Source organism: Paracandidimonas lactea, assembly GCF_021653995.1.
Lineage (GTDB): Bacteria > Pseudomonadota > Gammaproteobacteria > Burkholderiales > Burkholderiaceae_B > Allopusillimonas > Allopusillimonas lactea.
Genome location: NZ_JAJJOZ010000001.1, coordinates 295,254 through 320,839 on the forward strand (window position 1 = coordinate 295,254; position 25,586 = coordinate 320,839).

Below are 25,586 nucleotides of genomic sequence, written 5' to 3' on the forward strand. Positions count from 1 at the left end.
GGCATTGGACTGGCTCAGTTGTGCCGCCGCGGGGGTGTTTCTAGGGCTGCTGGCCTGGTATACCGGTCGCTGGGCGGTTATGTTCCGGCACGGTACGCGTCCGTACACGCACTCGTCGGCGCCGCATTGGGCCTGGCCTTGGTTGGAGGCGCTGCATCCTATCGTCGATGCCATGCTGCCGGCGGCGACTCGCGCCTATCTGGAGCGATTGCTGTCGCGGGCGGGCATGGCGGGGCAGGGCTGGCGCGCGGCGCATATTGCCATATTGCAATGCATGGCGCTCGCTACGCTTGCCCCAGCCGCGCTGGCGATGGCGGCGTGGGCAGGCGCTGGCGGCATCGCCGCGGCAGGCATCACTGCAGTGGCGGGCATACTAGGCCTGTGGTGGCCCTGCCAGCGCTTGCGCGAACGCGCACGAAAGCGCACTACATCGATTCTGCGGCAACTCCCTTTTATGCTTGATATGGCAAGCCTGTGCGTAGAGGCGGGCCAGAATCTGCATGGCGCTCTGCAGCAGGCTGCGTCCCATGGCCCACACGGGCCGCTGCGAGATGAGCTGCGCCATGCGCTTGCAGACATGCGTGGCGGTGTCCCGCGGATTCAGGCGCTGCGGGCCATGGCGCAGCGTACAAATGTGCCGGCGCTGCATAGCCTGGTGGCTTTGCTTGCACAGGCCGACCACATGGGTATGAGTATCAGCCCGGTGCTCAGGGCGCACGCAGAGCAGCGCCGGGCTGAGCGTTTCCTGCGGGCTGAAAAGCTGGCGCTGGAGGCGCCTGTGAAGATGCTGCTGCCGCTGGTGACCTGCATTTTTCCGTGCACCTTTCTGGTTATCGCTTTCCCGGTGGGGCAGCGCCTGCTGCTGGCAGGGGCGTGATATATGGGCAGGCCAGCTTCCGGCGGGAGTGGCGCTTTGCGGCCGCGCGGCGCGCTGGTTCTTTATGTGGCGGATACCTTCTTTAAACGCTTGTTCGGCCTGTTTGCCTGCCCGCCCTTGGTCTTTGGAACAGGCCTTTGCATCAGGCCATGCCGCGCAGTGCATACCTTTGGTGTGCGTGCGGCCATTGATGTGCTGTTTCTGGACATGCACGGCGGCCTGCGCCGTTGCGTGCACCGGCTTCAACCATGGCGCGCAGCGCTATGCCTGAAGGCTGGCATGGTAGTCGAGCTGCCGGGAGGCTACTGCGCTGCTCATCCCGACTACTTGCTACGCGTCCATCTCGCTCTCGGCCTGGTAGACATTGCCGAAAACGCTGACGTAGGCGGGATAGAAGCTGCAGTACAGGATGGCCGCCACAATGATGTTGACGGGCGTGAGGAGCACCTGCATGGCTGCGGCCGATATGCCCATCGACACAATCATGCCCGCCGCAGTCTGGATGGCGAAGAAGATGGCGGCCCAACTGGCGCCATAGGCAAGAAAGGGTAGCTTGTTGCGCCAGCAGGCCACCATTGAAAAGAATAAGGCTTGCGGCATACGGATGCCATGCCAGCCGATCAGTGCGGGCGCGTGCCAGAATAGGGCCGAAATGAGCACATACAGCAGGCCGAAGGTAATGAAGGGCCCACGCATGGCAAGCAGCAGGGCGTGCTCGTTGATAGCGCCGTCGGTGTTGAGTACCGCGGATAGGTCGCCCAGAAAGGGTAGGGTGGCGGCAAAACCCGCCGCCAGGCAGACCAGCAAGTAGGCCAGGCCCAATGCGAGCAGCCGTTTTCGGGTGTCACGCTTGCGCAGGGGCTGCAACCACATAGACAACAGCATGCGTCGTCCGTCGGCGATGTTGCGGCAGGCGCAGAGGGTGATGAACGTGAGGATAGGGGTGCCGGCGATCAACGCCATCTGCCCAAGCAGCGGAATGAGGTAGCTGATTGAGATCAGCACGCTGGTCACCATGCTCCAGAAGAACATGGCCATGGGCTGGCGGCGGAACAGGCCAAAACCGTCCTGGATCCAGGACCATCCGGCAGTGATCGGCAGGGTAGCGGCTTGCATGCGACGAACCTTTGTGTACGGCTTATAACGGGCGCGGCGCTACGGTGCGGCGCAGACGAAGGATGCGTTCGAAGTGGCGCGGATCGTGCGGCTTGAGGGTTTGCGCCGGCCGCGGCAGGAAGTAATCATACAGCCGTGACGTCCAGAAACGCAGCGCGGCGCCTTGCAGCATCAGTGGCCAGGCCTGGCGTTCTTCGGGCGTGAAGGGCCTTACGGCGCGGTAAGCGTGCAGCCACGCATGCAGCTTGTGGTCGTCGAAACCACCTGTTGCGCGGTCGATGCACCAGTCGTTGACACTGACGGCCACATCGAACAGCCAGGTGTCGCACCCGGCGAAGTAGAAATCGATGATGCCGCCCATGCGGGGCATCTCGAAGGTGCCGTCGAACAATACGTTGTCGCGGAACAGGTCGCAGTGCGCCGGGCCGTTGGGCAGCTTGGCGTAGGCGGCGCTGGCGGCGAATTCAATCTGCTCGGCCAACGTTGCGCGGATCATTTCTGCCTGTGCCTCGTCGAGGAAAGGCAGAACCTTGGGCACGGTCTCGCGCCACCACACCAGCCCGCGAAGATTGGGCTGGTGGATGGGGAAATCCTGTGCCGCCAGGTGTGCACGCGCCAGCGTCTGGCCCGCCAGCGCGCAGTGCGCGGCGCTTGGCGCTGGCTCGTAGCCGCCCGACAGGCGTGTAACAATGGCGCAGGGCTTGCCGTGCAGTGTGGTGAGCCGGCCGCCCTCGCGCAGAGTTTGTGGCTCTGGCACGGGGATGCCGCGTGTGGCCAAGTGGTGCATGAGCTCGATATAGAACGGCAGTTGCTCATGCGTGAGCACTTCGAACAGTGTCAGTACGTACTCGCCCCGGGTGGTAGTGAGGAAGTAATTGGTGTTTTCGATGCCGGCCGTGATGCCCCGCAGTGAAACGAGGTCGCCAAGGGCGTAGCGGGTGAGAAGCGTGCTGGCGTCGCTATCGCTGACTGGGGTGAATACGGCCATATGGAACTGGATGTGAGACGGTTTGGATGCGCAAGGGATAGAACGGCGGGTGTCGCTAATGTGCAGGGGAGATTATCGCCCCGCAGGCGGATTGTAGTCGCACCGGTCAGCGATGGCGGGTCGGCCGGCTGATTTTAGTGCATTGGGCGCCCGCCCCATGCGCGAACCACGGGCGGGCGCGTGCCAAACACGTGGTCACGGGGGCGGGGCGGGTATCATGCGCCGGCCAACTGCTGGGCGTGATGGCGCAGATGGTCTTCGATGAAAGTCGAGATGAAGTAATAGCCGTGGTCGTAACCTTCGTGCTCGCGCAAGACCAGTGGCTGGCCAACTGCGGCGCAGGCCTGCCCGAATGCCTGCGGGCGCAGTTGTTCGGCGAGGAATTGGTCGGCCAGGCCCTGGTCGATCAGGATGCCGCCCGGAAACACGGGCTGGCCAGCCTTGGCGATGAGCCGGGTGGCGTCATAATCGTGCCAGGCATGCCGGTCTTCGCCCAGATAGCCGCTGAAGGCTTTTTGCCCCCAGGGGCAGTTGGCTGGTGCGGCGATGGGCGCGAATGCGGACAGAGAGCGGAAGCGTGCGGGATTGCGCAGGCCCAGTACCAGCGCGCCGTGGCCGCCCATGGAGTGCCCCATGATGCCGATGGCGTTTGGGCGCACCGGTAGCGCGCCAGCGACGAGATCGTAAAGCTCCTGCACGATGTAGCTGTACATGCGGTAGTGGCTGCTCCAGGGGGCGCGGGTGGCGTCAAGGTAAAAGCCGGCCCCGGCGCCGAAGTCCCAGTGATCGGTCTCACCGGGGATGCCTGCGCCGCGCGGACTGGTGTCCGGGGCGATCAGGATCAGCCCTTCGCGCGCCGCGGCGCGCTGTGCACCGGCCTTGATCATGAAGGTTTCTTCAGTGCAGGTCAGGCCCGCCAGATAAAACACGGCGGGGCAGGGTTTGCCCTGTACCGCATTGGGCGGCAGATAGACGGAAAAGCGCATCGGCAGGCCGATGACGTCCGAGGCATGGCGGTAGAAGCGTTGCATGCCGTCGAAACAGCGGTGTTCGCTGATGAGTTCTAGAGGCTGATGCGTCATGTCTGGAGTCTCCAGCCGCTGGCGCGGGCTTGGCCCGACGCCAGTGGAACTGATTGGATTGAAAATGCCTCGCTAGAGGGCGTACAGGGTGCGCTGACTGGCTGCCGCCGTCAGCGACGCCGGATCAGTACAGGACGACGGACCGGATCGACTCGCCGCGCTTCATTAGCTCGAAGCCTTCGTTGATGCGATCAAGCGGCAAGGTGTGTGTGATGAGGTCGTCGATGTTGATCTTGCCGTCCATATACCAGTCGACAATCTTGGGCACGTCGGTGCGCCCGCGCGCGCCGCCGAAGGCGCTGCCTTTCCAGACGCGGCCGGTGACCAATTGGAAGGGACGGGTGGAGATTTCGGCACCCGCCTCGGCCACACCGATGATGACCGATTGCCCCCAGCCGCGGTGGCAGCATTCGAGTGCCTGGCGCATCACTTTGGTGTTGCCGATGCATTCGAAGGAGTAATCGGCCCCGCCGTCGGTGAGTTGGATGATATGGTCGACCACGTTTTCGACGTCATTGGGATTGACGAAGTGTGTCATGCCGAATTTACGCGCCATGGCTTCGCGTTCGGGGTTCAGGTCGACGCCGATGATTTTGTCGGCGCCGACCATTTTGGCACCCTGGATGACGTTCAGGCCGATACCCCCCAAACCGAACACCACCACATTGGCCCCAGCCTCTACCTTGGCTGTGAACAGCACGGCGCCGATCCCGGTCGTTACGCCGCAGCCGATATAGCAGACTTTGTCGAAGGGAGCGTCGTCGCGGATCTTGGCCAGGGCAATCACGGGCACTACGATATGGTTGGAGAAGGTTGATGTGCCCATGTAATGGTGCACGGGCTTACCTCCGACCGTGAAGCGCGAGGTGCCGTCTGGCATCAGGCCTTTGCCTTGGGTGGCGCGGATGGCCGTGCACAGATTTGTCTTGCGCGATAGACAGGATTTGCACTGGCGGCATTCGGGCGTGTACAGGGGGATGACATGATCGCCAGGCTTGAGCGAGGTGACGCCAGGGCCTACCTCGAGCACCACGCCCGCGCCTTCGTGCCCGAGAATTGCCGGGAACAGGCCCTCGGGGTCGGCGCCGGACAGCGTGTAATAATCGGTATGGCAGATGCCCGTGGCCTTGATTTCGACCAGCACCTCAAAGGTTTTGGGGCCGGCCAGCTCGACGTCTTCGATGGTGAGGGGCGCGCCTGCCTTCCAGGCGATTGCTGCTTTTGTTTTCATGGTTTCGCGTCCGTGTGACTTAAAATAGAGAACCCGTCGGGCTCATGCAAGTCTATGTGAGTCCGCAGGTTCATTCAAGGCCGCTGCGCCTGGCGCGGCGGCGGGCATGATACACGTTATCCGCCCCGCGTCCGATATTGGCTTTTTCTTGTGACAACAACATCGCTTTCCCCTACCGCATGGCGCCTGTGCGTCGCACCGATGATCGACGTAACCGACAGGCATTGTCGTTATTTTCATCGTTTGTTGTCGCCGCATGCCCGTCTGTACACCGAGATGATCACGACCGGGGCGCTGACACACGGCGATGCGGCCAGGCATCTCGACTTCAACGAGGTGGAGCATCCCGTCGCACTGCAGTTGGGTGGCAGCGAGCCCACTGCACTGGCGCGTTCGGCGCGCCTGGGCGAGCAGTGGGGCTACGACGAAATCAACCTCAACTGCGGCTGCCCCTCCGAGCGGGTGCGGCGCGGTGCCTTTGGCGCCTGCCTGATGGCTGAACCCGCGTTGGTGGCCGATTGCATCAAGGCCATGCAAGACGCAGTTTCAGTGCCCGTTACCGTCAAACACCGCCTGGGTCTGGACTACAACGACGACCACGGCTTCGTGCACGATTTCGTCGGCAAGCTGTACGATGCGGGGTGCCGAGTATTCGTGGTGCACGCGCGCAATGCTGTGCTCAAGGGCCTGTCGCCCAAAGACAACCGCGAGATCCCGCCGCTGCGCTACGAGCGTGCGGCGCAATTGAAGGCGGATTTCCCAGGCTGTGTATTCGTGCTTAATGGCGGCATTGCCACGGTGCCCGATGCGGTGGCACTCATGGCGCGCTTTGATGGGGTAATGCTGGGACGCGCCGCGTGGCATAACCCGGGCATCCTGGCAGCGATCGAGCATGAACGTGACCCCGGCTTTGCGCTGCCCGACCCTGACGCAGTGGTTGCCGACATGACGCGTTACGCCGAAGCTCAGGTTAAGCGCGGCGTGCCCCTGCGCATTATTGTGCGCGGCCTGCTGGGGTGGATGGCGGGCACGCCTGGAGCGCGCGGTTGGCGACGTACGCTGTCGGATGTCGCGCTGCTCAAAAACAATGACCCGGCCTTGATAGGCCGGGCCTGGGAGGCGTTTCGCAACGCTGCGGGCACGGCGGGGCACCTGCTGCCCGACTGAGGCGGCAGGAGGCCAAATGGCCCGCGCGACGGCCGCTGGCGCGGGCCGACGGCCTTATTGGCCCGTGCGTGCGGCCTCGGTATCCGACGGCCAATCGCGGATGTACGCCTTTAGCATGTCGTTCTCGAACTGTTGCGCCGCCACGATAGCCTGCGCCATGTCGTAGAACGAAATCACACCCAGCAGCGTCGGGCCATCCATGACCGGGATGTAGCGCGCGTGCTTTTCGAGCATGAGGCGCTGCACTTCGTCGGCGCTGGTATTGGGCGATACACTGACCGGTGCGTCGTCCATGATGCTGCGAAGCGTGTTGTCGCCAGTGACGCCATGGTTGTCGTGCAAGTGCCGGATGATTTCCCGGAACGTCACCATGCCCGTCAATTGGCCGTGCTCCATGATGACCAGGGAGCCGATGTCCTGTTCGCTCATGGTTTCGAGGGCGCGGATGATGGGCATGTCGGGCGTGGCTGTGTACAGCGTATTGCCTTTGACGCGTAGTATTTCGTTTACCCGTAGCATGGTAGCCTCCTACCCTGTTGTGTCGTTCATTGTATTTTGCACCATCCTGTGTCGTTCGTGTAGGGGCGCGGTATCGAACAGGCTTTCAAGCCGCGGAGGCTTGGCGACCAGCGCTTTGGCAATGGCGTCGAGCAGCGCCTGGTTGCCGCGCAGCGCGGGCTGGCGGCGGTCCACCAGCATGGCATCCACCAGGCGGCCGATATCGGCGGCCCGCTGGTCGCAGGACAACACCCACACTACGTCGCCGCTCTCCATGGTATCAACCGCATAGCCAAGGTCTTTGAGCCGGCAGAGCACCCGCGCCAGCTCATCCTGGTGGATTTGCAGGCGATCGCACAGATAGGCCGTGCCTAGGCCGGGCGAGGGGCCTTCGGCCTGGGCCTGCCACAGCAGGCGCAGTGCGCGCAGCGCGTCGATGAACTCGTCGCCGGTGTAGTGCACCAGCGCCCAACGGCGCTGCCGCAGCGACGGGAGAATGGCGGCCACCGTGGCACCGACCAATATCACCAGCCACGACAGATAAATCCACATCAGGAAGATTGGCACCGTGGCAAAGGCGCCATATATGACGGTATAGGAAGGAAAACGGGCAAGGTAGTAGGCAAACCCGGCGCGCATGATTTCGAGCACCACGGCCGTGCCGATGCCGCCGACGAACGCGTCGCGCCACGCCACCTTGCAGTTGGGCACCATGCGGAATAGCAGGGTGAAGGCAGTGCCGGTGATCAGCAGTGGCGTCAGCGAGAGCGCAAAGCCGCCCTGGGACAAGTCGCCGATGACGCCGTCACTCTTGCGCGCCAGCAGGGACAGCGCCCAGGGGCTTGCCCCGGCGAGGATAGGGCCGAGCGAGACAAGCGCCCAGTAGGCCAGCATGCGTTGGCGGATCGGCCGTTGCTGACGCACCTGCCAGATGTCATTGAACGCTTCGTCGATTGTCATGATCAGCGATATCGACGTTACGATAAGAAACAAGGAACCTACGGCCGTGAGCCCCGACGCCTTGGCGGCGAACTGGTTCAGATACTGCATGACGGTATCCGACACTGAAGGGGGCATCAGACTGGCCGTCAGGAAATTCTGCAGCGCCAACTGGAATTCGTTGAACATCGGGAAGGCCGTGAACAGCGACAGCACAACGGTAAGCAGCGGCACCAGGCTGAGCACGGTGGTGAACGTCAGGCTAGACGCCACCTGCATCAGTTTTTTGTCTCCGGCGCGCTGGATGACGAACCGCGCAACGGCACCGCTGTTGGCCGGCAGCGCGAACAGATCACGCGCAGTTGAGCGCAAGCGGCTCGAAAGGCGGGTGGAAGCTTTCCCGCCGACATGGTTTGTATCGTCTTGCGGCATGCGTGTCAGAACCTTTCTGTGTTTCCTGGGGCCCGGCGCAGGGGGCGCTTTCGAGTGATAATACCAGCATGAGTACGCAACTTAATCCCATTCTGCGCCACGGCGCATCCGTAACGCTGGTCGCGCTGATCATCCTTTGCCTGGCCTGGGAGTTGCGTCTGGCGCCCCTGCGGCCCGGCGGTTCGCTGCTGGCGCTCAAGGCCCTGCCGCTGCTGCTGCCGCTGCGCGGCGTGCTCAAGGGCAGTCTCTATACCCTGCAGTGGGCCGCCATGCTGATCCTGCTGTACTTCATGGAAGGGGTGGTGCGGGCGTGGTCTGATACGTCGCCGGTATCGGTGGCCTTGGCCCTGGCTGAAACAGGGCTGGCGCTGGTGTTCTATTGTTGCGCCATCTTTTACCTGAAGCCCGCGAAACGGGCGGCGAAGCTGGCGGCCAAAAACGCTGAGGCGATGGTGGCCGGGGGTGCCGCGGGTATCGCGGCGCGGATCACGCCGGACGGGGTCCCGGACGAGGTGCCAGGGCAGGTGCACGACGCCGCTGGCGATGCGCCTAGGTCGGCAGCGCCGCAATCATAGGGGGCGTCATGGATCAGGTCGTGCTCAAAGACTCGCTGGTCGCGCTGGAGGTTGCTAACTCGTACGCTTCGCTGCCGGCCGCGTTCTACACGCGGTTGGCCCCGCAACCTTTGACTGAGCCCAGGCTGCTGCACGCTAACGCAGGTGTGGCAGCCATGCTGGGTTTGTCCGAAACGGCGCTGGCCGCGCCTGAGTTCCTGCAGGTGTTTTCCGGCGGGCAGCCGTTGCCCGGCGGTGACACTATCGCCGCCGTATACAGTGGGCACCAGTTCGGTGTCTGGGCGGGGCAGCTTGGCGATGGCCGCGCGCATCTGCTGGGTGAAGTGATTACGCCCGCCGGCAATCTTGAGTTGCAGCTCAAGGGGTCGGGCCTGACGCCTTATTCGCGCATGGGCGATGGCCGTGCGGTTTTGCGGTCGTCGGTGCGCGAATACCTCGCAAGCGAGGCGATGGCCGGCCTGGGCATACCCACTACTCGCGCGCTGGCGTTGGTTGTGTCCAATGACCCGGTCTATCGCGAAACAGTCGAAACCGCAGCCATAGTCACCCGCGTCTCGCCCAGCTTTGTCCGTTTCGGGTCGTTTGAGCATTGGGCCAATCAACCGGACAATCTGCGCATTCTGCTTGAGTACGTGGCGCGCAGGCATTACCCCGAGTGCATGGAACAGGTCGGCCCCGACAATGCGCCTGCGCTGGCCGCGCGAGTGCTGGCCGAAGTCACCGTGCGCACTGCCCGGCTGATTGCCGATTGGCAAACGGCCGGTTTTTGTCACGGGGTGATGAATACCGACAACATGTCCATCCTGGGCTTGACGCTGGATTACGGTCCTTACGGTTTCATGGATGCCTTTCAGGCAGGCTACGTGTGCAACCACAGTGATACTGCCGGGCGTTACGCCTGGAACACGCAGCCCGCCGTGGCGCACTGGAATCTCTACCGCCTGGGCAGCGCCTTGCTGCAATTGGGCGGCGAGCAGGACGCACTCAAGGCCGCATTGGGCGGCTACGAAGAAGCATTCCTTGCCGCATACCGCGGAAATCTGGCGCGCAAACTCGGCCTTGCGGGCTACCAAAACGGCGACGACACGCTGATCGACGGCTGGTGGCGCCTGCTGCACACACAGTCGGCGGATTTCACCCTCAGCTTTCGTGCGCTGGCCGGTGCGGCGGCGGACAGCGACGCCTTTGTGGCGCGTTTTCCCGAACGCGAGCCGGCGCGAGCCTGGGTTGACCAATATCTGGCACGGCTGGCGCGGGATGGTCGCCCCGACGCAGAGCGTGTGGCGCAGATGAACGGTGCCAACCCGCTTTATGTGCTGCGCAATTATTTGGCCGAAAACGCTATCCGGGCAGCCGCGCGCGGCGATGCCACTGAAATCGATACCCTGCTCAGGCTGCTGCGCGAACCCTATACAGAGCGTGCGGGCTATGAAGCCTATGCGGCGGAGCCGCCGCAATGGGCGGGCATGCTCGAAGTGAGCTGTTCGTCATGAGGTGCGTGGGTACAGTTGCCATGGCCGGCGACGCAGGCTCTACTACAATCGTCTATCAGATCGCGGCAGCGCTTTGCACTGCGATGGCGCGTCCCACCTTTTTACGTAACCCTTCACAATAAAACGATTATGTCCGGCAACACCCTAGGCAAGCTCTTCTGTGTGACCAATTTCGGCGAGTCGCATGGCCCTGCCATCGGCGCGGTGGTGGACGGCTGCCCGCCGGGCATGCCGCTGTCCGAGGCCGACATCCAGGCCGAGCTCGACCGCAGGCGCCCCGGCACATCGCGCCACGTTACCCAGCGCCAGGAACCGGACCAAGTCGAGATTCTTTCCGGCGTCTACCAGGGCAAGACCACCGGTACGCCGATCGGGCTGCTTATTCGCAATACCGACGCGCGCAGCAAGGATTACGGCAATATCGTCGACACCTTCCGACCTGGGCATGCCGATTACACCTATACCAACAAGTACGGCGACCGCGATCCGCGCGGTGGCGGGCGGTCGTCGGCCCGGCTGACGGCCCCGACAGTGGCGGCGGGTGCCATCGCCAAGAAGTGGCTGGCGCAGGCGCATGGCGTGCGTATACGCGGCTATATGAGTCAACTGGGGCCGGTTGCCATTCCTTTCGTGTCCTGGGACGACGTGCCGGGCAACCCCTTCTATGCGCCCAATGCCGGCATCGTGCCTGAGCTGGAAGCCTATATGGATCAGTTGCGCCGCGATGGCGATTCCATCGGCGCGCGGATAGAGGTGATTGCCGAGCATGTGCCGGCGGGGTGGGGCGAACCCCTGTATGACCGTCTCGATGCGGATATCGCACATGCCATGATGGGCCTGAACGCGGTCAAGGGCGTTTCTATCGGCGCCGGTTTTGAGTCGGTGACGCAGCGCGGCTCAGAGCATGGCGATGAGATCACGCCTGAAGGCTTTGTTGGCAACAACGCCGGCGGCGTGCTGGGCGGCATCTCATCGGGCCAACCGGTCACGGTGTCGTTGGCGATCAAGCCCACGTCCAGCATCCGTGTCGAGCGTCGCTCCGTCAACCGGGCGGGCGAACTGGTCATGGTGCAGACGCTGGGGAGGCACGATCCTTGCGTAGGCATACGTGCCACGCCGATTGCAGAGGCTCTGCTCGCCATTGTACTGATGGACCACGCGCTGCGGCATCGCGCGCAGTGTGGGTAGGCTCACGATTTTCCAGTGTTTTTCGCCAGCACTGCCGCGCCTCGGCAGCCATGTGGCGGTTTTGCCAGGCAAGCTCAACACAAGCAGCATCAAAGCAAAGGAGCGCTCATGAACAGCAATACTTCAAGAATCCGCAGGCTTTGTACGGTCGGCGCGCTATGTGCAGCAACACTGCTGGCCGCATGTTCAGCCGTGCAGACAACGGGCTCGGGCGCCGTTGGGGTAGAGCGCAAGCAGTATATGTCAGGCTTGGTGTCCGAGGCTGCCTTGCAGCAGGAGGCGGCGCAGCAGTACACCTCGCTCGTGTCCAAGGCGCGCAGCCAGGGTGCGCTGGACGTCAATGCAGCGGAAACCGCGCGCGTGAACAAGATCGTGCAGCGGCTGATCCAGCAAGTCGGTGTTTTTCGCCCCGATGCGCGCGGCTGGAACTGGGAGGTCCATGTACTGAACTCCGACGAGGTGAACGCATGGTGCATGCCCGGCGGAAAAATCGCCGTCTACACAGGCCTGATCAAGCAAATCAAACCCAGCGACGCGGAGCTGGCGGCAGTGATCGGCCATGAAATGGCACACGCCCTGCGCGAGCACACGCGCGAACAAGTGTCGCGCGAGATGGCGTCCAACCTCGGCCTGTCTGTCCTGTCGGCGGTTACCGGTACCAGCGCGGTGGGTGACCTGGGCGGTGCGCTGAACAAAGTGATGTTCAGCCTGCCCAACAGCCGTACGGCCGAATCCGAAGCTGACCAGATCGGTGTCGAACTGGCCGCGCGCGCCGGCTATGATCCGCGGGCCGCCGTCACCCTGTGGCAGAAAATGAACGCCTTGGGTGGCGCGGGCCAGCCCGAGTTTCTGTCCACCCACCCCTCTGCCTCTACCCGTATTGCAGAATTGCAGAAGGCATCGGAAAAGGTGATGCCGCTGTATCAGCAGTCTGCCAAGGCGGGCTGACGGCTCTTACACCGCCTGCGCCGCCGGCTCGGGGTTGTACCCCAGGCGCCGCGACAGGCGGCCGCAGACATCCCCCATGATGTCGCGAATCTGCTCGATGGAAGGCCGCGGTGTGCCGTCGATACGCGCAATGTGGGGGATATTGATGGCCGCCATGACCTGCCCATCGGCGCTGAAGACGGGGAACGCGATGTTCGTCACCCCGCCGATCTGTATGCTGGGCATGGACGCATAGCCTTTGGCGCGCACCTCCTTCAGGATGGCAAAAAGTTCGCCCGGATCCATCTGCAGTTCGCCTTCAACCTTGATATGGCTGCTCAGCATGCGCGTGCGCTCGACCTCGTCTTTGTAGGCTAGCAGCACATGGCCTGAAGAGGTGTCTGTCAGCCCCATGGCCTCACCCAGCTTGAGCCCCAGCGACCAGCGTTCGGGGCTGTCCACCTGCGCCACAATGACGACCCGGCCTGAGCGGAACAAGGAGAGGTGGCAGGACTGGCGCGCCCGTTCCGCAAGCTCGCGCAGCAGCGGCAGAGCGAGCTGGACCAGCGACTTGACCGGCTGGTGCTGGTGCGCGAGTTGAAACATCTTGAGGGTGAGCGCATAGCGGTCGTCGGGCTCTCCTTGGGCAATGTAGCCGCGATGCTGCAGCGTCATCACCATTCGGAAGATTTCGTTCACATTGCGGCCCAGCGCCTGTGCTAGCTCGTTGAGCGTATAGCCACCGTCCGTCTGGGCCAAGGCCTCAAGGATGTCCAGGCCTTTTTCCAGTGCCGGGGCGCTGTAGCGATTGGGTGCGGGTGTTGTCATGATGCTTGTTATGAGTAACGTTTTTTATATGTAAAAAACAATTAGGCGTTTTTCTGGGCTATTGAACAATTATCTCTCCCTTGCGGCTTTGTTTGTAGTGTTACCAAGAAGGGAAATCCCTAATCATTAAAAGGTAGTTGGCCATTGCTTGGCGGTTCGGGCTGGCTTACGATATTCGCCAGACTGTTAGAAATACAGTTTTATATATAAAAACAAATACGGGGCGGGCAGTATCCTTGTAAAGCCGCGCCATTTCCCCGGGCCGCATTGCATTGTATTGATACGGTCGTTGGATACAAAACAGCCATAACAGGAGGAGTACACCATGAAGAGACATCGTTTGCTCAAGGCGGCGCTCGCGTTGTGTGTCAGTGCAGTCGCAAGCGCCGCGCACGCGGCTTGGCCCGAGCGGCCCATTACCATGCTGGTGGCTTGGGGCGCTGGCGGCGGTACGGACGCAACTGCGCGTATTGTGGCCACGCTGCTCGAGAAGGAGCTTGGCCAGCCTGTCAATGTGGTTAACCGCACGGGCGGCAATGGCGTCGTTGGCCACGCTGCCATTGCCAGCGCCAAGCCCGACGGCTACACCTTGGGTATGCTGACGGTCGAAATCGCCATGATGCGGCATCTGGGGCTTACCAAGCTCACGCCGGCCGATTACACCCCGCTTGCACTGATGAACGTCGATCCTGCGGCGGTGTCGGTCAGCGCCGCATCGCCCTACAAGACCATGGGCGAACTGATGGATGCGATCAAAGCTAACCCAGGCAAGCTCAAGGCATCAGGGACAGGGCAGGGTGGCATCTGGCATATCGCAATCGCTGGCTTGCTCAAGAATGCCGGTCTTGCGCCCACTGCCGTGCCCTTCGTGCCTTCCAATGGCGCGGCGCCGGCCATGCTGGAACTGGCAGCCGGCGGCATAGATATCGTCCCCACGTCGCTGCCCGAGGCGCGCTCCATGATCGATGCGGGCAAGGCCCGGCCGCTCGCGGTCATGGCAGACCAGCGCGAGCCCTTGTACCCCGATGTGCCCACGCTCAAAGAGTCGATCGGCAGCGACTGGAAGATCGGTGTCTGGCGCGGCATTGCCGGCCCCAAGGGGTTGCCGGATGAAGTGGTCAAGAAGCTGGAAACCGCGCTCGCGAATGTGAATAAAAGCCAGGAATTCCGTGACTTTATGAAGCAGCGCGGCTTCGGCGTGGGTTATGCCAGTGGCCAGGAGTATGGCGCCTATATGAAAAAGTCCATGGACGATTTCGGTGAGGTCATCGCGGCGATCGGCATGGCGCGCCCCGCACCGAAATAACACGCCGCGCGCAGCACCCGGGCCGCGCGTGCAGGGCGGCTCGGGTTTGACGAGGATTCAAGCCGCCATGAAATTCGACGATACCCTGATCGGGATCGTGCTGGGTGTTTTTTCGGTCATTGCATTTGCCGCTGCCCAGGCTTTCCCACCCATTCCCGGCCAACAGTTCGGGGCCAGCCTTTTCCCTTCTGTGATTGCCGCGGGCCTGTTCATTTGTGCCGTGCTGCTGGTGATACAGGGTCTGCGCCGCCGAGCGGTCAGCGTGGCGCGGGCTGACTGGATGCGCGACCCTGTATCGGTGTTGCGGTTTGCACTCGTGCCGGGTGTGCTGGTTTTTTACTTTTCCGCCAGTGATGCGCTTGGCTTTCTGCTTTGCGCCTTCCTTAGCCTGATGGTGCTTTTCCGCGCGTTCGGCGTGACGTGGCGGCGGGCGCTGCTTTGCTCGGCAGCCAGCGTGCTGGTGATCCATTTCATGTTCTACAGCGTGCTGCACGTGCCTCTGCCTTGGGGTGTGCTGGGCGCCTTTGCCTGGTGACGCCATGGAACTCTCCAATCTATCCGCCGCGCTTGCGCAGATTGCCGATCCGTTCGTGCTGGGCGTGATCCTGTTCTCGGCCGTCTTCGGGCTGTTTGTCGGCGCGGTGCCTGGCCTGAGTGCCACCATGGCGGTGGCCCTTCTTGTGCCTGTCACCTTCTTTATGGATCCGGTGCCGGCGATTGCGATGATGGTGACGGCAACGGCCATGGCGATCACCTCGGGCGATATACCAGGCTGCCTGTTGCGCATACCCGGCACGCCATCGTCCGCGGCCTATACCGACGAGGCCTATGCCATGACGCGGCGCGGTCTGGCGGCTCAGGCGCTGGGGGCGAGCATTGTATTTTCGTGCATCGGCGGCCTGTTCGGCACACTGGTACTGATCACCTCGGCGCCGATGCTTGCCGAGTTGGCGCTCAATTTTTCTTCCTATGAGTTTTTCTGGCTTGTGGTGTTGGGCTTGTCGTGCGCCATCTTCATATCACCTTCCAGCACGTTGCGCGGCTTCGTCTCGCTTTTGATCGGGCTGTTGCTGGCATGCGTGGGCATGAATAACCCCGCCGCGTTTCCCCGGTTCACCTTCGGCAACGACGCTTTGCTCAATGGTGTCACGCTCCTGCCGATGATGGTGGGTATGTTCGCGATTTCCGAAGTGTTGCGCTACGCCAAGGATGCGACGCAGACGCGCGTGGAGATCAAGGAGCAAGTCGCGAATATTTTCTCGGGCATGGGAGGCTTGCTGCGCCGCTACCCCAAGAGTGTGGTGCGCGGCAGTGTCCTGGGCACGGTCATCGGCGCCTTGCCGGGGGCGGGGGCGGATATCGCGGCATGGATGTCCTACGGCATCAGCAAACGCTTCTCGCGCGAACCCGAGAAGTTCGGCACTGGTCATGTGGAGGGCATTGTGGAGGCGGGTGCCGCCAACAACTCGGCGCTTGCGGGCGCCTGGATACCGGCGCTGGTGTTCGGCATCCCCGGCGACTCGATAACAGCCATTGTGATTGGCGTGCTCTATATGAAGAATATGGCGCCTGGCCCAATGATCTTCACCAACAGCCCGGTACAGATATATGCCGTATTCCTGGTGTTCATTCTTGCCAACCTCATCATGCTGCCGCTTGGGTATCTTGCGGTCAGGCTGGCGAGCCGGGTGCTGAACGTGCCGCGCAATATCCTGATGCCGCTGATTCTGTTGTTCTGCATTGTCGGTACGTTTGCGATCAATAACAGTGTCTTCGACGTGATGGTGATGCTGGCCATGGGTGTGCTGGCGTTCGTTATGGAAGAAAACGACTTCCCGATTGCGCCGGCGGTGCTGGGGGTGGTGTTGGGCGGCATGCTCGAGGAGCACTTTATTTTTTCCATGATCAAGGCGGACGGTGATTTCATGATGTTCTTCAGCCGGCCCATCGCGGGTGCGCTTGGGGCGTTTGCCATATTGGTCTGGCTCACCCCGTTGATCAAGGCGCTTGTGCGGCTGAAAGCGAGACCGGCGCGGCGGGCGCGGGTGCAGCAAGGGTGACGCGCGGCTGCCCGAATGGGCGTGAGGTCAGGCGGGTGTTGAACGCGGATGAAGGGCTAAATGAAGACGCATCGAAGATGAACGGCATCGACGGCATGATCAATGACGAGAATGGAGGCGGGCAGGCATGACGAGAGGAGTGAATACAGCGCGGGCTATGAATGACGCGGGCGCGGATGCGGCGGGCGGACGTTATCGCGCCCACGATCTCGCGAGGTTTGCCGCGCAGGTACTGGAGCGGGCAGGCTTGCGGGCGGACATGGCGGCCACGGTTGCCGACGTGCTGGTGGAGGGCGATCTATTGGGCCACACCACGCACGGCCTTGCGCTGCTGGCGCCCTATGCGGCACAGCTTGCCGCCGGTGATATGGCGCGCAGCGGCGAACCTGAGCTGTTGGCCGACAAGGGCGCATCTGTGTTGTGGGACGGCGGGCGGCTACCCGGCCCATGGCTGGTGAGTCAGGCGCTCGATACCTTGGCGCCGCGCGCCAGGCAGTTTGGCACTGCGACAATGGTCATACGGCGCAGCCACCATATTGCCTGTCTCGCCAGCTATCTGCTCAAGGCGGTTGAGCAAGATATGCTGGTGGTGCTGGCGTCGTCGGATCCGGCCGGACGCAGCGTGGCGCCCTTCGGCGGCACGCGCGCGGTATTCACCCCCAATCCGATTGCGGCGGGCATACCGGCCGCGTCGCCACTGCTGATCGATATCTCGGCCTCGGTCACCACAAACGGGCAGTGCGCACGGCTCGCGCAGGCGGGCGCACGTTTTGACCACGAATGGCTGATCGATGCCGAAGGCCGGCCCACCCGCGACCCGGCTGTACTGTTCGCCTCGCCGGCGGGCAGCATTCTTCCCGTGGGCGGCCTGGAAGCGGGGCACAAGGGCTACGGCCTGGCGCTGCTCGTTGAAGCACTCACGGGCGGTTTGGCGGGCTATGGCCGCGCGGACGATGCGCAGGGCTGGGGCGCCACCGTATTCATCAGCCTGTACGACACGGTGGGCTTTTCCGGCAAGGATGCGTTCCGCCGGCAGATGGACTGGCTGGCCGAGCAATGCCGCGACAATCCGCCCAGCGACGCGGGGCGCCCCGTAAGGCTGCCCGGCGATCGTGCGCTGGCGCTGCGCGACGAACAGACACGACGGGGCGTCGCTCTGCATCAAAGCATCGTGCCAGTGCTGCGAGACCTCGCGCAGGCCCACCGTATTGAATTTCCACAAAGCAAGCAGGATTGGAGTCAACAGGCATGAATCAACTGGATTTGAAAGGCAGGGTGGCCGTGGTGACGGGCGGGGCGCGCGGCATCGGGTTTGCAATCGCGCAGCGCATTCTGGGTTCGGGCGGCAGCGTCGCCATCTGGGATCGCGATGTCTCGCGCATGCGCGAGGCGCAGCAGGCACTGGGCGAGCGGTGCAGCACACATGAGGTGAACCTGACGGAGCTGGGCGCCGTGGAAGCGAGCGCCCAGGCAACGCTGGCGCGGCATGGCAAGGTCGATATTCTTGTCAACAATGCCGGGGTAACGGGCGGCAATGCGCTGGCATGGGAGCTTGATCCTGTGGGATGGAAAGAGGTGGTGGACATTAACCTGATCGCGCCGTACTACACCTGCCGCAGCCTGATTCCCCACATGATTGGGCAGGGCTACGGGCGCATTGTGAATATCGCCTCGATCGCCGGCAAAGAGGGCAACCCCAACGCTTCGCATTACAGCGCATCCAAGGCGGGGCTGATTGGTCTGACCAAATCGCTGGGCAAGGAATTGGCAGGCAAAGGTGTGCTGGTCAACGCCGTGACACCGGCAGTGGCCAAGACAGACATGTTCGCGTCGATGACCCAGCAGCACATCGACTATATGTTGTCCAAGATACCCATGGCGCGTTTCGTGGGTGTCGATGAAATCGCCGCCATGGTGTGCTGGCTGTCGTCCGAGGACTGCTCCTTCAGTACAGGCGCGGTATTTGACATTTCGGGCGGGCGTGGCACGTATTGACGGTTGCCCGGCGCGCTGGACAGCCGCATGGTGCCTGGGCAATGCCGGCCGCCATGCCGATTACTCGGCGTCCGCGGGCATGTGGATATGGATCGGGGCGGCCAGGAGGAGACATGACAGATAGCAGAAACACGCTGGCAGCGGATTCCGGAGCTGACGGCGCAGAGGCGGCGCGGATTGCGCAGGTGGATGTGCGCCGCACCCGCACACTTGCCGACCATTTGTTTGCCATTCTTACGCTGATCATCTCGTTTAGCTTGCTGACCATGCTCGTGCTCGTATTCGGCAACGTCGTGCTGCGCTATGTCTTCAACTCAGGCATCACGATTTCGGAAGAGGTGTCGCGCATGGCATTTGTATGGCTGACGTTCGCGGGCGCCGTGCTGGCCTTGCGCGCGCGCCAGCATCTTGCCATCAATATGCTGCTCGATCGCTTTTCACCGCAGGTGCAAAAGGCACTGCATATCGTCCGGCAGTTGCTGATCCTGTGGGTGTTGTGGCTGTTGATCGATGGCGGGTGGGAACAGACCGTGATTGGCGTGAAGACGGTGACGCCTGTGTCGGGCCTGCCCATTGCGGTGTTCAGCGGCGCCGTGCTGTGCTCGTCGGTGCTGATGGCGCTCATGTTGTTGTGCGACCTGTATGCGGCCTTGCGCACACCGGCCACGCGCGCAACGGCCGGCAGGTTTCGCACTTCTGTCGACACTGTCGATGATGTCTGAGCGTATTGCCGGCGGGCTGCGCAGCAGCGCAACGGTGCGCTCAATCGTTCAAGGATATTGAACCATGACAGTATTCATCTTCGTGGGTGCATTGCTCGGCTTCATGTCGATAGGCACGCCGATCGCATTTGCATTATTGCTCAGCGCCATTGCGCTGATGTTCCATCTCTCTTTTTTCGATCCGCAGATCCTGGCGCAGAACATGCTGACGGGCGCGGACAACTTTGCACTCATGGCAGTGCCGCTGTTCATGGTGGCCGGCGAGGCTATGAATGCGGGTGGTATGTCGCGGCGCATGGTGCACCTGGCGGCCAGCTTCGTGGGGCATATCAAGGGCGGACTGGGTTATGTGGCCATCATGGCCAGTGTGCTGCTGGCCGCGCTGTCGGGCTCGGCGGTGGCCGATGCCGCCGCGCTCGCCGCCATGCTGGTGCCGATGCTGCGCAGCCGCGGCTACAACATGAACCAGGCCACGGGGCTGATCGCGGCCGGCGGTATCATCGCGCCCATCATCCCGCCCTCTATCTCCTTCATTATTTTTGGTGTAGCCGCGAATGTCTCGGTCACCAAGCTATTCATCGCCGGGATCGTTCCGGGCCTCTTGATGGGCCTGGTGTTGGTTCTGGTGTGGGCGTTTATCTCGGCGCGCTCGACCACCATTATTGCTTCTCCCAAGGAGCACTGGCCGGTGCGCCTGCGGGCGCTGCGCGATTCGATCTGGGCCTTGTTCCTGCCGGTCATCATCATAGGCGGCTTGCGCGGCGGCATTTTCACGCCCACCGAGGCCGCCGCTGTCGCAGCCATCTACGCCTTGTTTGTCGGCATGGTGGTTTACCGCGAGATCACGGTCAAGTCCTTGCTGCCGCTGCTGGCCAGTGCCGCCATGACAACCAGCGTGGTGATGTTCATGGTGGCCGCGGCGCTGGTGACCTCCTACATGATCACCTTGGCGGATCTGCCGCAGTCCATCATCGAAATGCTAGGCCCGCTGGTCGAGTCGCCTACCTTGCTGATGTTCTGCCTGGTCATTCTGCTCACGGTGGTCGGCACGGCCATGGATCTCACGCCCACGATCCTGATTCTTGCGCCGGTGCTGATGCCGGTAATCGAAAAAGCCGGCATCGATCCCATCTATTTCGGCGTCATCTTCATTATGGTCGGATGCGCTGGGCTGCTCACCCCGCCGGTGGGCACGGTGCTGAATGTTGTATGCAGCGTTGCGCGCATACGCATGGAAGACATCATCAAGGGCGTTTGGCCCTACGTGATGGCATACACCGCGCTGATTGTGCTGCTGGTGCTGTTTCCGCAGATCGTGCTGGCGCCCTTGCGGTGGTTTTACTAGAACAACGCCCGCGCCGCGGGACAATTGAGGAGATAAATGACATGACTGGCGTATTCAAGCTCAAAAAGCGCATTGCCCTGAAGGCCCTGGCCCTGAGCCTGGCAGCCTTGGCGTCCATGGGATTGGCCGCCCACGAGGCGGTGGCTAAAGACATCAAAACCCGCATCATACGTTTCGGCTATGGCCTGGCCGACACCAGCCCGACGGGGCAGGCGACGCGCTTCTTCGCCGATGAAGTAGCCAAGCTCAGTGACGGCAAAATGAAGGTCAAAACATACGGTAATGGGGCACTCGGCTCGGATGAGCAGATGCAGAACGCGCTCATCGGCGGTTCGCAGGAAATGACCTTTGTCTCTACCGCGCCGCTGGCCGGGCTGATCAAGGAATTTGGCGTGTTCGATCTGCCCTTCCTGTTCGATAACGAGAAGGTTGCCGATGCGGTGCTGGACGGGCCCGAAGGTAGGAAACTGCTGGACAAGCTGCCTGAAAAAGGCCTTGTCGGGCTACTGTACTGGGAAAACGGTTTCCGCAATATCACCAACTCGCGTCATCCCATTGCGACCGTTCAGGACCTGTCGGGTATTAAGTTGCGCGTGATGCAGAACCAGGTGGCGCTTAAGGTATTTGATGGCTTGGGCACCAACGCGATCCCCATGCAGTTCACGGAGCTGTTCACGGCGCTTGAAACCAAGACCGTGGATGGGCAAGAGAACCCGCTCAGCACCATACAGACCAGCAAGTTCTACGAGGTGCAGCCTTATCTGACGATCTCCAATCACGTCTATACGCCTTTTGTGCTGCTGGCCTCAAAGCGCTGGTGGGACAAGCTCTCGGATGATGAGCGGCAGATCATCAGCGAGGCCGCCAAAACCGCCCAGGCCAGGCAGCGCACGCTTAGCCGCGAAGGCAATGTGGCCGCCATGGACTTCCTGAAAAAGAACGGCATGAAGGTATCGTCATTCTCGCCGGCTGAGAAAGAGAAGATTCGTGAGAAGCTCGCACCCATTGTCAGCGGCTTGAAGGCGCAGATCGGTGTCGAGACGGTGGACGCCGTCATGGAGGCCGCCAAGAAGGCAGAGCAGGCGGCTTGACCGGAAGCCGGCGCTGCTCCTTTGGACCGCACACGCAGCACGGCACACGTAGCACGGCACACACGATGCGCACGATGCTGTGCGGCAGGCGCATCGCGGAGCTGAACACCACACATTCCACTACACAAATACACCGCAGCGCGCACGCCTCGCAACCATACACTGCCGCGCGTTCCGCGCGGTTTCGATGACAAGGATTTTCACGGCCATGGATACACCGGAATCTGATGCTTCCACACTGCGCAGCCGCAGGTGGTTCGACAACCCCGCCGACCCGGGCATGACGGCGCTCTATATCGAGCGCTACATGAACTATGGGCTCACGCGCGAGGAACTGCAGTCGGGCAAGCCCATCATCGGTATCGCGCAGACTGGTTCCGATCTTTCGCCTTGCAACCGCCACCATCTCGAGCTGGCCCGCAGGGTGCGTGATGGTATCCGCGACAGAGGCGGGGTGCCGCTGGAATTTCCCGTGCACCCCATCCAAGAGACGGGCAAACGGCCGACCGCAGCGCTGGATCGCAACCTGGCGTATCTGGGGCTGGTCGAGATCCTGCATGGCTACCCGCTGGACGGCGTGGTCTTGACCACAGGCTGCGACAAGACTACGCCGGCCTGTCTGATGGCTGCGGCAACGGTCAACATCCCCGCCATCGTGCTCTCGGGCGGCCCCATGCTGGATGGTTGGTGGCGCGGCAAGCTGGCCGGTTCCGGCACGGTAGTGTGGGACGCGCGCAAACGCCTGGCTGCGGGGGAAATCGGCTACGGCGAGTTCATGGACAACGTGGCCTCGTCGGCGCCTTCGGCGGGGCATTGCAACACCATGGGCACCGCGCTGTCGATGAATTCGCTGGCTGAAGTGCTGGGCATGTCGCTGCCCGGTTGCGCAGCGATCCCCGCGCCGTACCGCGAACGAGGCTGGATGGCTTATGAAACCGGCAAGCGCATTGTCGACATGGTGCATGAAAACATTCGGCCGTCGGACATACTCACGCGAGAAGCCTTCGAAAACGCCGTGGTTGCGGCGGCGGCACTGGGCGCATCGTCGAACTGCCCCATCCACCTCATTGCCATCGCACGCCACATGGGGGTGGCGCATACGCTCGATGACTGGCAGCGCCTTGGGGCGTCAATACCGCTGCTTGTGGACTGCCAGCCCGCAGGCCGTTTCCTGGGCGAAGCCTTTCACCGTGCAGGTGGGGTGCCGGCCGTGATGCGCGAACTGCTGGCGGCGGGCCGGTTGCAGGGAGGCGCGATGACGGTTACTGGCAAGACGGTGGCAGACAACCTGCGGGATGTCGCCGAGCCGGACCGCGAAGTTATACGCCCCTGGGGCAAGCCGCTGAAGAAAGATGCCGGGTATGTGGTGCTTAGCGGCAATCTCTTTGAAAGCGCTGTCATGAAAACCAGCGTGATTGACACTGCCTTTCGGGACAGGTTTCTGTCCGATCCGGCGCATCCGGGTGTGGTCGATCTGAAGGCCGTGGTATTCGAAGGCCCCGAGGACTATCACGCGCGCATCGAAGACCCCGAACTGGGCGTGGACGAACACACGCTGCTGGTCATCCGCAACGCGGGGCCCGTGGGCTACCCGGGCGGGGCGGAAGTCGTCAACATGCAGCCGCCTGCCGCATTACTTGCGCGCGGCATTGAGACACTGCCCACCATGGGTGATGGCAGGCAGAGCGGTACCTCGGCCAGCCCCTCCATTCTAAACGTGTCGCCCGAGGCCGCCGTTGGCGGCGGCCTGGCCTTGCTGCGCACGGGTGATGTCGTACGCATCGACTTGAATCGTCGGCGCGTGGACGCGCTGCTGCCCGACGGCGAGCTGGAACGGCGGCGCGCAGCCTGGCAGGCCCCCGAACTCAAGCACCAGACGCCGTGGGAGGAGATCTATCGCGGCATGGTGGGCCAGCACCAGACAGGCGGTTGCCTGGAGCCGGCGACGCAGTATCTGAACATCATCGAGACGCGCGGCGAATCGCGCAACAATCATTGAACCATTGGCACCCGTCAACGCTACTAAGCCCTCCGCATCGACCTCCCTGTTATCGGGAGGCGATGCGGTTGTGAGCGTCGCAGCGCGCGGCCGCCCCTGCACGTGACGACCTTGAAAAAAAGCACATTATGAGCCCCCTTGCAACACCGCATACACCACAAGAAACAGGCGAATCAGGTGCATCATACATCCCAGAGTCATCGCTCCCCGCCAGCACATCGTATGCACCAGGCACGTCGAACGCACCAAGCGCCTCGCACACCCCAGGGGCATCGCATACGCCGAACACGCTGTCGATGCATCACCGGCCTCGCCGCACGCTGACGCCGGCGGCGCTTGCCGCGTTCCAGGCACAATTCGGCGCGCGTTTCCTGACCAGTGACGCGGTGCGCGAACACCACGGCACCGATGAGTCGCCATACCCCGTCTGCCCGCCCGATGCTGTGATTTTCCCGCGCGACATTGATGATGTCGTGGCCGTCGTGCGCCTTTGCGGTCAATACGGTGTTCCCGTGATCCCTTTCGGGATCGGTTCGTCGCTGGAAGGCCATGTGTTGCCGGTGGAAGGCGGCATTACGCTGGATTTCGCGGAAATGGACAAGGTGTTGGCCATTGACGCGGAGGACTTTACGGTAACGGTGCAACCGGGTGTGACGCGGACGCGGCTCAATGAGGAGATCCGCCACACCGGGCTGTTTTTCCCGATCGATCCGGGTGCGCACGCGACAATAGGCGGCATGGCAGCCACGCGCGCCTCGGGCACCAATGCGGTGCGCTATGGCACCATGCGCGAGAACGTCGTCTCGCTCAAGGTGGTGACAGCCGATGGCCAGGTGGTGCGCACCGCCAGCCGCGCCCGCAAATCGTCCGCCGGCTACGACCTTACGCGCCTGTTTGTCGGCAGTGAAGGTACGTTGGGCATCATCGTGGAGGCCACCGTGCGCGTGTACCCTCAGCCCGAAGCCATCACAGCGGCCATCTGCAATTTTCCAACACTGGACGCTGCTGTGCGCACGGTGATCGAGGTCATGCAAAGCGGGGTGGCTGTTGCGCGCGTGGAATTCATGGACGAGCGCGCAGTAAACGCCGTCAACCGCTACAGCAAGCTGGCACTCAAGGAAACGCCGCTACTGTTGTTCGAGTTTCATGGCAGCCTCACTGGCGTTCAAGAGCAGGCCGCCGTGGTGCAGGAAATTGCGCACGGCAACGGCGGCATGGATTTCGAATGGGCCGAAAAGCCTGAAGATCGCACCCGCCTATGGACGGCGCGCCATAACAGCCATTACTCGGGCCTGCAGTTGCGCCCCGGTTCGCGCAGCGTGGCCACCGACGTATGCGTTCCCATCTCCCGGCTGGCCGATTGCGTGACCCAGACTGCGGTCGATCTTGTTGCCATGCCATTCCCATACACGATTGTTGGGCATGTGGGCGATGGCAACTTTCATGTGCAGATGCTTATCGACCCTGACAGCGAGCATGAATGGCGGCTGTCCGAAGAACTGAATCACCGCCTCGTGCGGCGGGCCATTGCGATGGACGGTACCTGCTCGGGCGAGCACGGGGTGGGACTGCACAAAATGGCCTTCCTGCGCGAAGAGCACGGCGACGATGCATTACAACTGATGCGGCTGATCAAGCGCGCCTATGATCCCGGCAATATCTTCAACCCGGGCAAGCTGGTGTCATGGGCTTGAGGTGGCTCGGCAGCGCCAGGCGGTTGCCAGGCG

At 62.5% G+C, this 25,586-nt stretch carries 22 protein-coding genes and 2 pseudogenes; 17 read left to right on the forward strand and 7 right to left on the reverse strand.

Going from position 1 to position 25,586, the window contains the following annotated elements; genetic code table 11:
- The first annotated feature begins 4 nt into the window (after positions 1 to 4).
- Positions 5 to 877, forward strand: coding sequence for a type II secretion system F family protein (locus tag LOL23_RS01400; protein WP_237173067.1), 873 nt, complete (start codon positions 5 to 7; stop codon positions 875 to 877).
- Between the two features lie 3 nt (positions 878 to 880).
- Positions 881 to 1,183: pseudogene (locus LOL23_RS19050) on the forward strand (DUF192 domain-containing protein); the annotation flags it as partial.
- A 24-nt stretch (positions 1,184 to 1,207) separates the two neighbouring features.
- Here the strand turns inward: LOL23_RS19050 and LOL23_RS01405 are convergent.
- The 4 genes from LOL23_RS01405 to LOL23_RS01420 all read right to left on the reverse strand — a co-directional run bounded on the left by LOL23_RS01405 (position 1,208) and on the right by LOL23_RS01420 (position 5,294).
- Positions 1,208 to 1,993, reverse strand: coding sequence for a BPSS1780 family membrane protein (locus LOL23_RS01405; protein WP_237173068.1), 786 nt, complete (start codon positions 1,991 to 1,993; stop codon positions 1,208 to 1,210).
- Between the two features lie 22 nt (positions 1,994 to 2,015).
- Positions 2,016 to 2,981: a homoserine kinase gene (locus LOL23_RS01410; protein WP_160976244.1), complete on the reverse strand. Its 966-nt coding sequence runs from the start codon at positions 2,979 to 2,981 to the stop codon at positions 2,016 to 2,018.
- 215 nt (positions 2,982 to 3,196) lie between these two features.
- Positions 3,197 to 4,063 (reverse strand): S-formylglutathione hydrolase, encoded by an 867-nt coding sequence (fghA, locus tag LOL23_RS01415; protein ID WP_160976246.1) that lies wholly within the window; start codon positions 4,061 to 4,063, stop codon positions 3,197 to 3,199.
- A gap of 124 nt (positions 4,064 to 4,187) precedes the next feature.
- Positions 4,188 to 5,294, reverse strand: a complete 1,107-nt coding sequence (locus LOL23_RS01420) for an S-(hydroxymethyl)glutathione dehydrogenase/class III alcohol dehydrogenase (protein WP_160976248.1) — start codon at positions 5,292 to 5,294, stop codon at positions 4,188 to 4,190.
- A gap of 201 nt (positions 5,295 to 5,495) precedes the next feature.
- Between LOL23_RS01420 and dusA the strand changes: the two genes are divergently transcribed.
- Positions 5,496 to 6,461 carry a tRNA dihydrouridine(20/20a) synthase DusA gene (dusA, locus tag LOL23_RS01425; RefSeq protein ID WP_160976924.1) on the forward strand — a complete coding sequence of 322 codons (966 nt, stop codon included), beginning with the start codon at positions 5,496 to 5,498 and terminating at the stop codon, positions 6,459 to 6,461.
- A gap of 54 nt (positions 6,462 to 6,515) precedes the next feature.
- Here the strand turns inward: dusA and LOL23_RS01430 are convergent, their stop codons facing one another.
- A complete protein-coding gene (locus LOL23_RS01430; RefSeq protein ID WP_160976250.1) occupies positions 6,516 to 6,980 on the reverse strand; it encodes a CBS domain-containing protein in 465 nt (154 codons plus the stop codon).
- A 9-nt stretch (positions 6,981 to 6,989) separates the two neighbouring features.
- Complete coding sequence (locus tag LOL23_RS01435; protein ID WP_160976252.1) at positions 6,990 to 8,330, reverse strand: YihY family inner membrane protein; 1,341 nt, start codon at positions 8,328 to 8,330, stop codon at positions 6,990 to 6,992.
- Positions 8,331 to 8,398: 68 nt separating this feature from the next.
- Here LOL23_RS01435 and LOL23_RS01440 point away from each other — a divergent pair.
- From LOL23_RS01440 to LOL23_RS01455, 4 genes and pseudogenes are all read left to right on the forward strand, one after another.
- Positions 8,399 to 8,755 (forward strand): annotated as a pseudogene (locus tag LOL23_RS01440) (DUF2069 domain-containing protein); the annotation flags it as partial.
- 158 nt (positions 8,756 to 8,913) lie between these two features.
- Entirely contained in the window at positions 8,914 to 10,398 is a 1,485-nt protein-coding gene (locus LOL23_RS01445) for a protein adenylyltransferase SelO (RefSeq protein ID WP_160976256.1), read from the forward strand.
- Between the two features lie 129 nt (positions 10,399 to 10,527).
- Positions 10,528 to 11,586: a chorismate synthase gene (gene aroC, locus LOL23_RS01450; RefSeq protein ID WP_160976258.1), complete on the forward strand. Its 1,059-nt coding sequence runs from the start codon at positions 10,528 to 10,530 to the stop codon at positions 11,584 to 11,586.
- Between the two features lie 108 nt (positions 11,587 to 11,694).
- Positions 11,695 to 12,534: a M48 family metallopeptidase gene (locus tag LOL23_RS01455; RefSeq protein ID WP_160976260.1), complete on the forward strand. Its 840-nt coding sequence runs from the start codon at positions 11,695 to 11,697 to the stop codon at positions 12,532 to 12,534.
- A gap of 6 nt (positions 12,535 to 12,540) precedes the next feature.
- On the opposite strand, the gene LOL23_RS01460 is transcribed toward LOL23_RS01455, so the two are convergent.
- Positions 12,541 to 13,341 (reverse strand): IclR family transcriptional regulator, encoded by an 801-nt coding sequence (locus tag LOL23_RS01460; RefSeq protein WP_160976262.1) that lies wholly within the window; start codon positions 13,339 to 13,341, stop codon positions 12,541 to 12,543.
- 325 nt (positions 13,342 to 13,666) lie between these two features.
- Between LOL23_RS01460 and LOL23_RS01465 the strand changes: the two genes are divergently transcribed.
- From LOL23_RS01465 to LOL23_RS01510, 10 genes are all read left to right on the forward strand, one after another.
- The gene (locus LOL23_RS01465; RefSeq protein WP_160976264.1) at positions 13,667 to 14,647 is read left to right on the forward strand and encodes a tripartite tricarboxylate transporter substrate binding protein; all 981 of its coding nucleotides are present in this window, start codon (positions 13,667 to 13,669) and stop codon (positions 14,645 to 14,647) included.
- A gap of 67 nt (positions 14,648 to 14,714) precedes the next feature.
- A complete protein-coding gene (locus tag LOL23_RS01470) occupies positions 14,715 to 15,182 on the forward strand; it encodes a tripartite tricarboxylate transporter TctB family protein (RefSeq protein WP_160976266.1) in 468 nt (155 codons plus the stop codon).
- Between the two features lie 4 nt (positions 15,183 to 15,186).
- The gene (locus LOL23_RS01475) at positions 15,187 to 16,707 is read left to right on the forward strand and encodes a tripartite tricarboxylate transporter permease (protein ID WP_237173069.1); all 1,521 of its coding nucleotides are present in this window, start codon (positions 15,187 to 15,189) and stop codon (positions 16,705 to 16,707) included.
- A gap of 127 nt (positions 16,708 to 16,834) precedes the next feature.
- Positions 16,835 to 17,959, forward strand: coding sequence for an Ldh family oxidoreductase (locus tag LOL23_RS01480; RefSeq protein ID WP_237173070.1), 1,125 nt, complete (start codon positions 16,835 to 16,837; stop codon positions 17,957 to 17,959).
- The gene (locus LOL23_RS01485; RefSeq protein WP_237173071.1) at positions 17,956 to 18,702 is read left to right on the forward strand and encodes an SDR family NAD(P)-dependent oxidoreductase; all 747 of its coding nucleotides are present in this window, start codon (positions 17,956 to 17,958) and stop codon (positions 18,700 to 18,702) included. The genes LOL23_RS01480 and LOL23_RS01485 overlap by 4 nt, the downstream gene beginning before the upstream one ends.
- 113 nt (positions 18,703 to 18,815) lie before the next feature.
- A complete protein-coding gene (locus tag LOL23_RS01490; RefSeq protein ID WP_237173072.1) occupies positions 18,816 to 19,424 on the forward strand; it encodes a TRAP transporter small permease in 609 nt (202 codons plus the stop codon).
- Positions 19,425 to 19,488: 64 nt separating this feature from the next.
- Positions 19,489 to 20,769 (forward strand): TRAP transporter large permease subunit, encoded by a 1,281-nt coding sequence (locus LOL23_RS01495; protein WP_160976272.1) that lies wholly within the window; start codon positions 19,489 to 19,491, stop codon positions 20,767 to 20,769.
- 41 nt (positions 20,770 to 20,810) lie between these two features.
- Complete coding sequence (locus tag LOL23_RS01500; RefSeq protein WP_237173073.1) at positions 20,811 to 21,860, forward strand: TRAP transporter substrate-binding protein; 1,050 nt, start codon at positions 20,811 to 20,813, stop codon at positions 21,858 to 21,860.
- Between the two features lie 208 nt (positions 21,861 to 22,068).
- Entirely contained in the window at positions 22,069 to 23,859 is a 1,791-nt protein-coding gene (locus LOL23_RS01505; RefSeq protein WP_160976276.1) for an IlvD/Edd family dehydratase, read from the forward strand.
- A gap of 296 nt (positions 23,860 to 24,155) precedes the next feature.
- Complete coding sequence (locus LOL23_RS01510) at positions 24,156 to 25,553, forward strand: FAD-binding oxidoreductase (protein ID WP_160976278.1); 1,398 nt, start codon at positions 24,156 to 24,158, stop codon at positions 25,551 to 25,553.
- Positions 25,554 to 25,586: the final 33 nt, after the last annotated feature.

Coding starts and splice junctions, on each gene's coding strand:
- LOL23_RS01420 (WP_160976248.1), bottom strand. CDS start 5,294: ATGAAAACAAAAGCAGCAATCGCCTGGAAGGCAGGCGCGCCCCTCACC.
- fghA (WP_160976246.1), bottom strand. CDS start 4,063: ATGACGCATCAGCCTCTAGAACTCATCAGCGAACACCGCTGTTTCGAC.
- LOL23_RS01465 (WP_160976264.1), top strand. CDS start 13,667: ATGAAGAGACATCGTTTGCTCAAGGCGGCGCTCGCGTTGTGTGTCAGT.
- LOL23_RS01460 (WP_160976262.1), bottom strand. CDS start 13,341: ATGACAACACCCGCACCCAATCGCTACAGCGCCCCGGCACTGGAAAAA.
- LOL23_RS01455 (WP_160976260.1), top strand. CDS start 11,695: ATGAACAGCAATACTTCAAGAATCCGCAGGCTTTGTACGGTCGGCGCG.
- LOL23_RS01480 (WP_237173070.1), top strand. CDS start 16,835: ATGACGAGAGGAGTGAATACAGCGCGGGCTATGAATGACGCGGGCGCG.
- LOL23_RS01410 (WP_160976244.1), bottom strand. CDS start 2,981: ATGGCCGTATTCACCCCAGTCAGCGATAGCGACGCCAGCACGCTTCTC.
- LOL23_RS01475 (WP_237173069.1), top strand. CDS start 15,187: ATGGAACTCTCCAATCTATCCGCCGCGCTTGCGCAGATTGCCGATCCG.
- LOL23_RS01510 (WP_160976278.1), top strand. CDS start 24,156: ATGCATCACCGGCCTCGCCGCACGCTGACGCCGGCGGCGCTTGCCGCG.
- LOL23_RS01490 (WP_237173072.1), top strand. CDS start 18,816: ATGACAGATAGCAGAAACACGCTGGCAGCGGATTCCGGAGCTGACGGC.
- LOL23_RS01500 (WP_237173073.1), top strand. CDS start 20,811: ATGACTGGCGTATTCAAGCTCAAAAAGCGCATTGCCCTGAAGGCCCTG.
- dusA (WP_160976924.1), top strand. CDS start 5,496: ATGATCGACGTAACCGACAGGCATTGTCGTTATTTTCATCGTTTGTTG.
- LOL23_RS01445 (WP_160976256.1), top strand. CDS start 8,914: ATGGATCAGGTCGTGCTCAAAGACTCGCTGGTCGCGCTGGAGGTTGCT.
- LOL23_RS01495 (WP_160976272.1), top strand. CDS start 19,489: ATGACAGTATTCATCTTCGTGGGTGCATTGCTCGGCTTCATGTCGATA.
- LOL23_RS01430 (WP_160976250.1), bottom strand. CDS start 6,980: ATGCTACGGGTAAACGAAATACTACGCGTCAAAGGCAATACGCTGTAC.
- aroC (WP_160976258.1), top strand. CDS start 10,528: ATGTCCGGCAACACCCTAGGCAAGCTCTTCTGTGTGACCAATTTCGGC.
- LOL23_RS01485 (WP_237173071.1), top strand. CDS start 17,956: ATGAATCAACTGGATTTGAAAGGCAGGGTGGCCGTGGTGACGGGCGGG.
- LOL23_RS01470 (WP_160976266.1), top strand. CDS start 14,715: ATGAAATTCGACGATACCCTGATCGGGATCGTGCTGGGTGTTTTTTCG.
- LOL23_RS01505 (WP_160976276.1), top strand. CDS start 22,069: ATGGATACACCGGAATCTGATGCTTCCACACTGCGCAGCCGCAGGTGG.
- LOL23_RS01405 (WP_237173068.1), bottom strand. CDS start 1,993: ATGCAAGCCGCTACCCTGCCGATCACTGCCGGATGGTCCTGGATCCAG.
- LOL23_RS01435 (WP_160976252.1), bottom strand. CDS start 8,330: ATGCCGCAAGACGATACAAACCATGTCGGCGGGAAAGCTTCCACCCGC.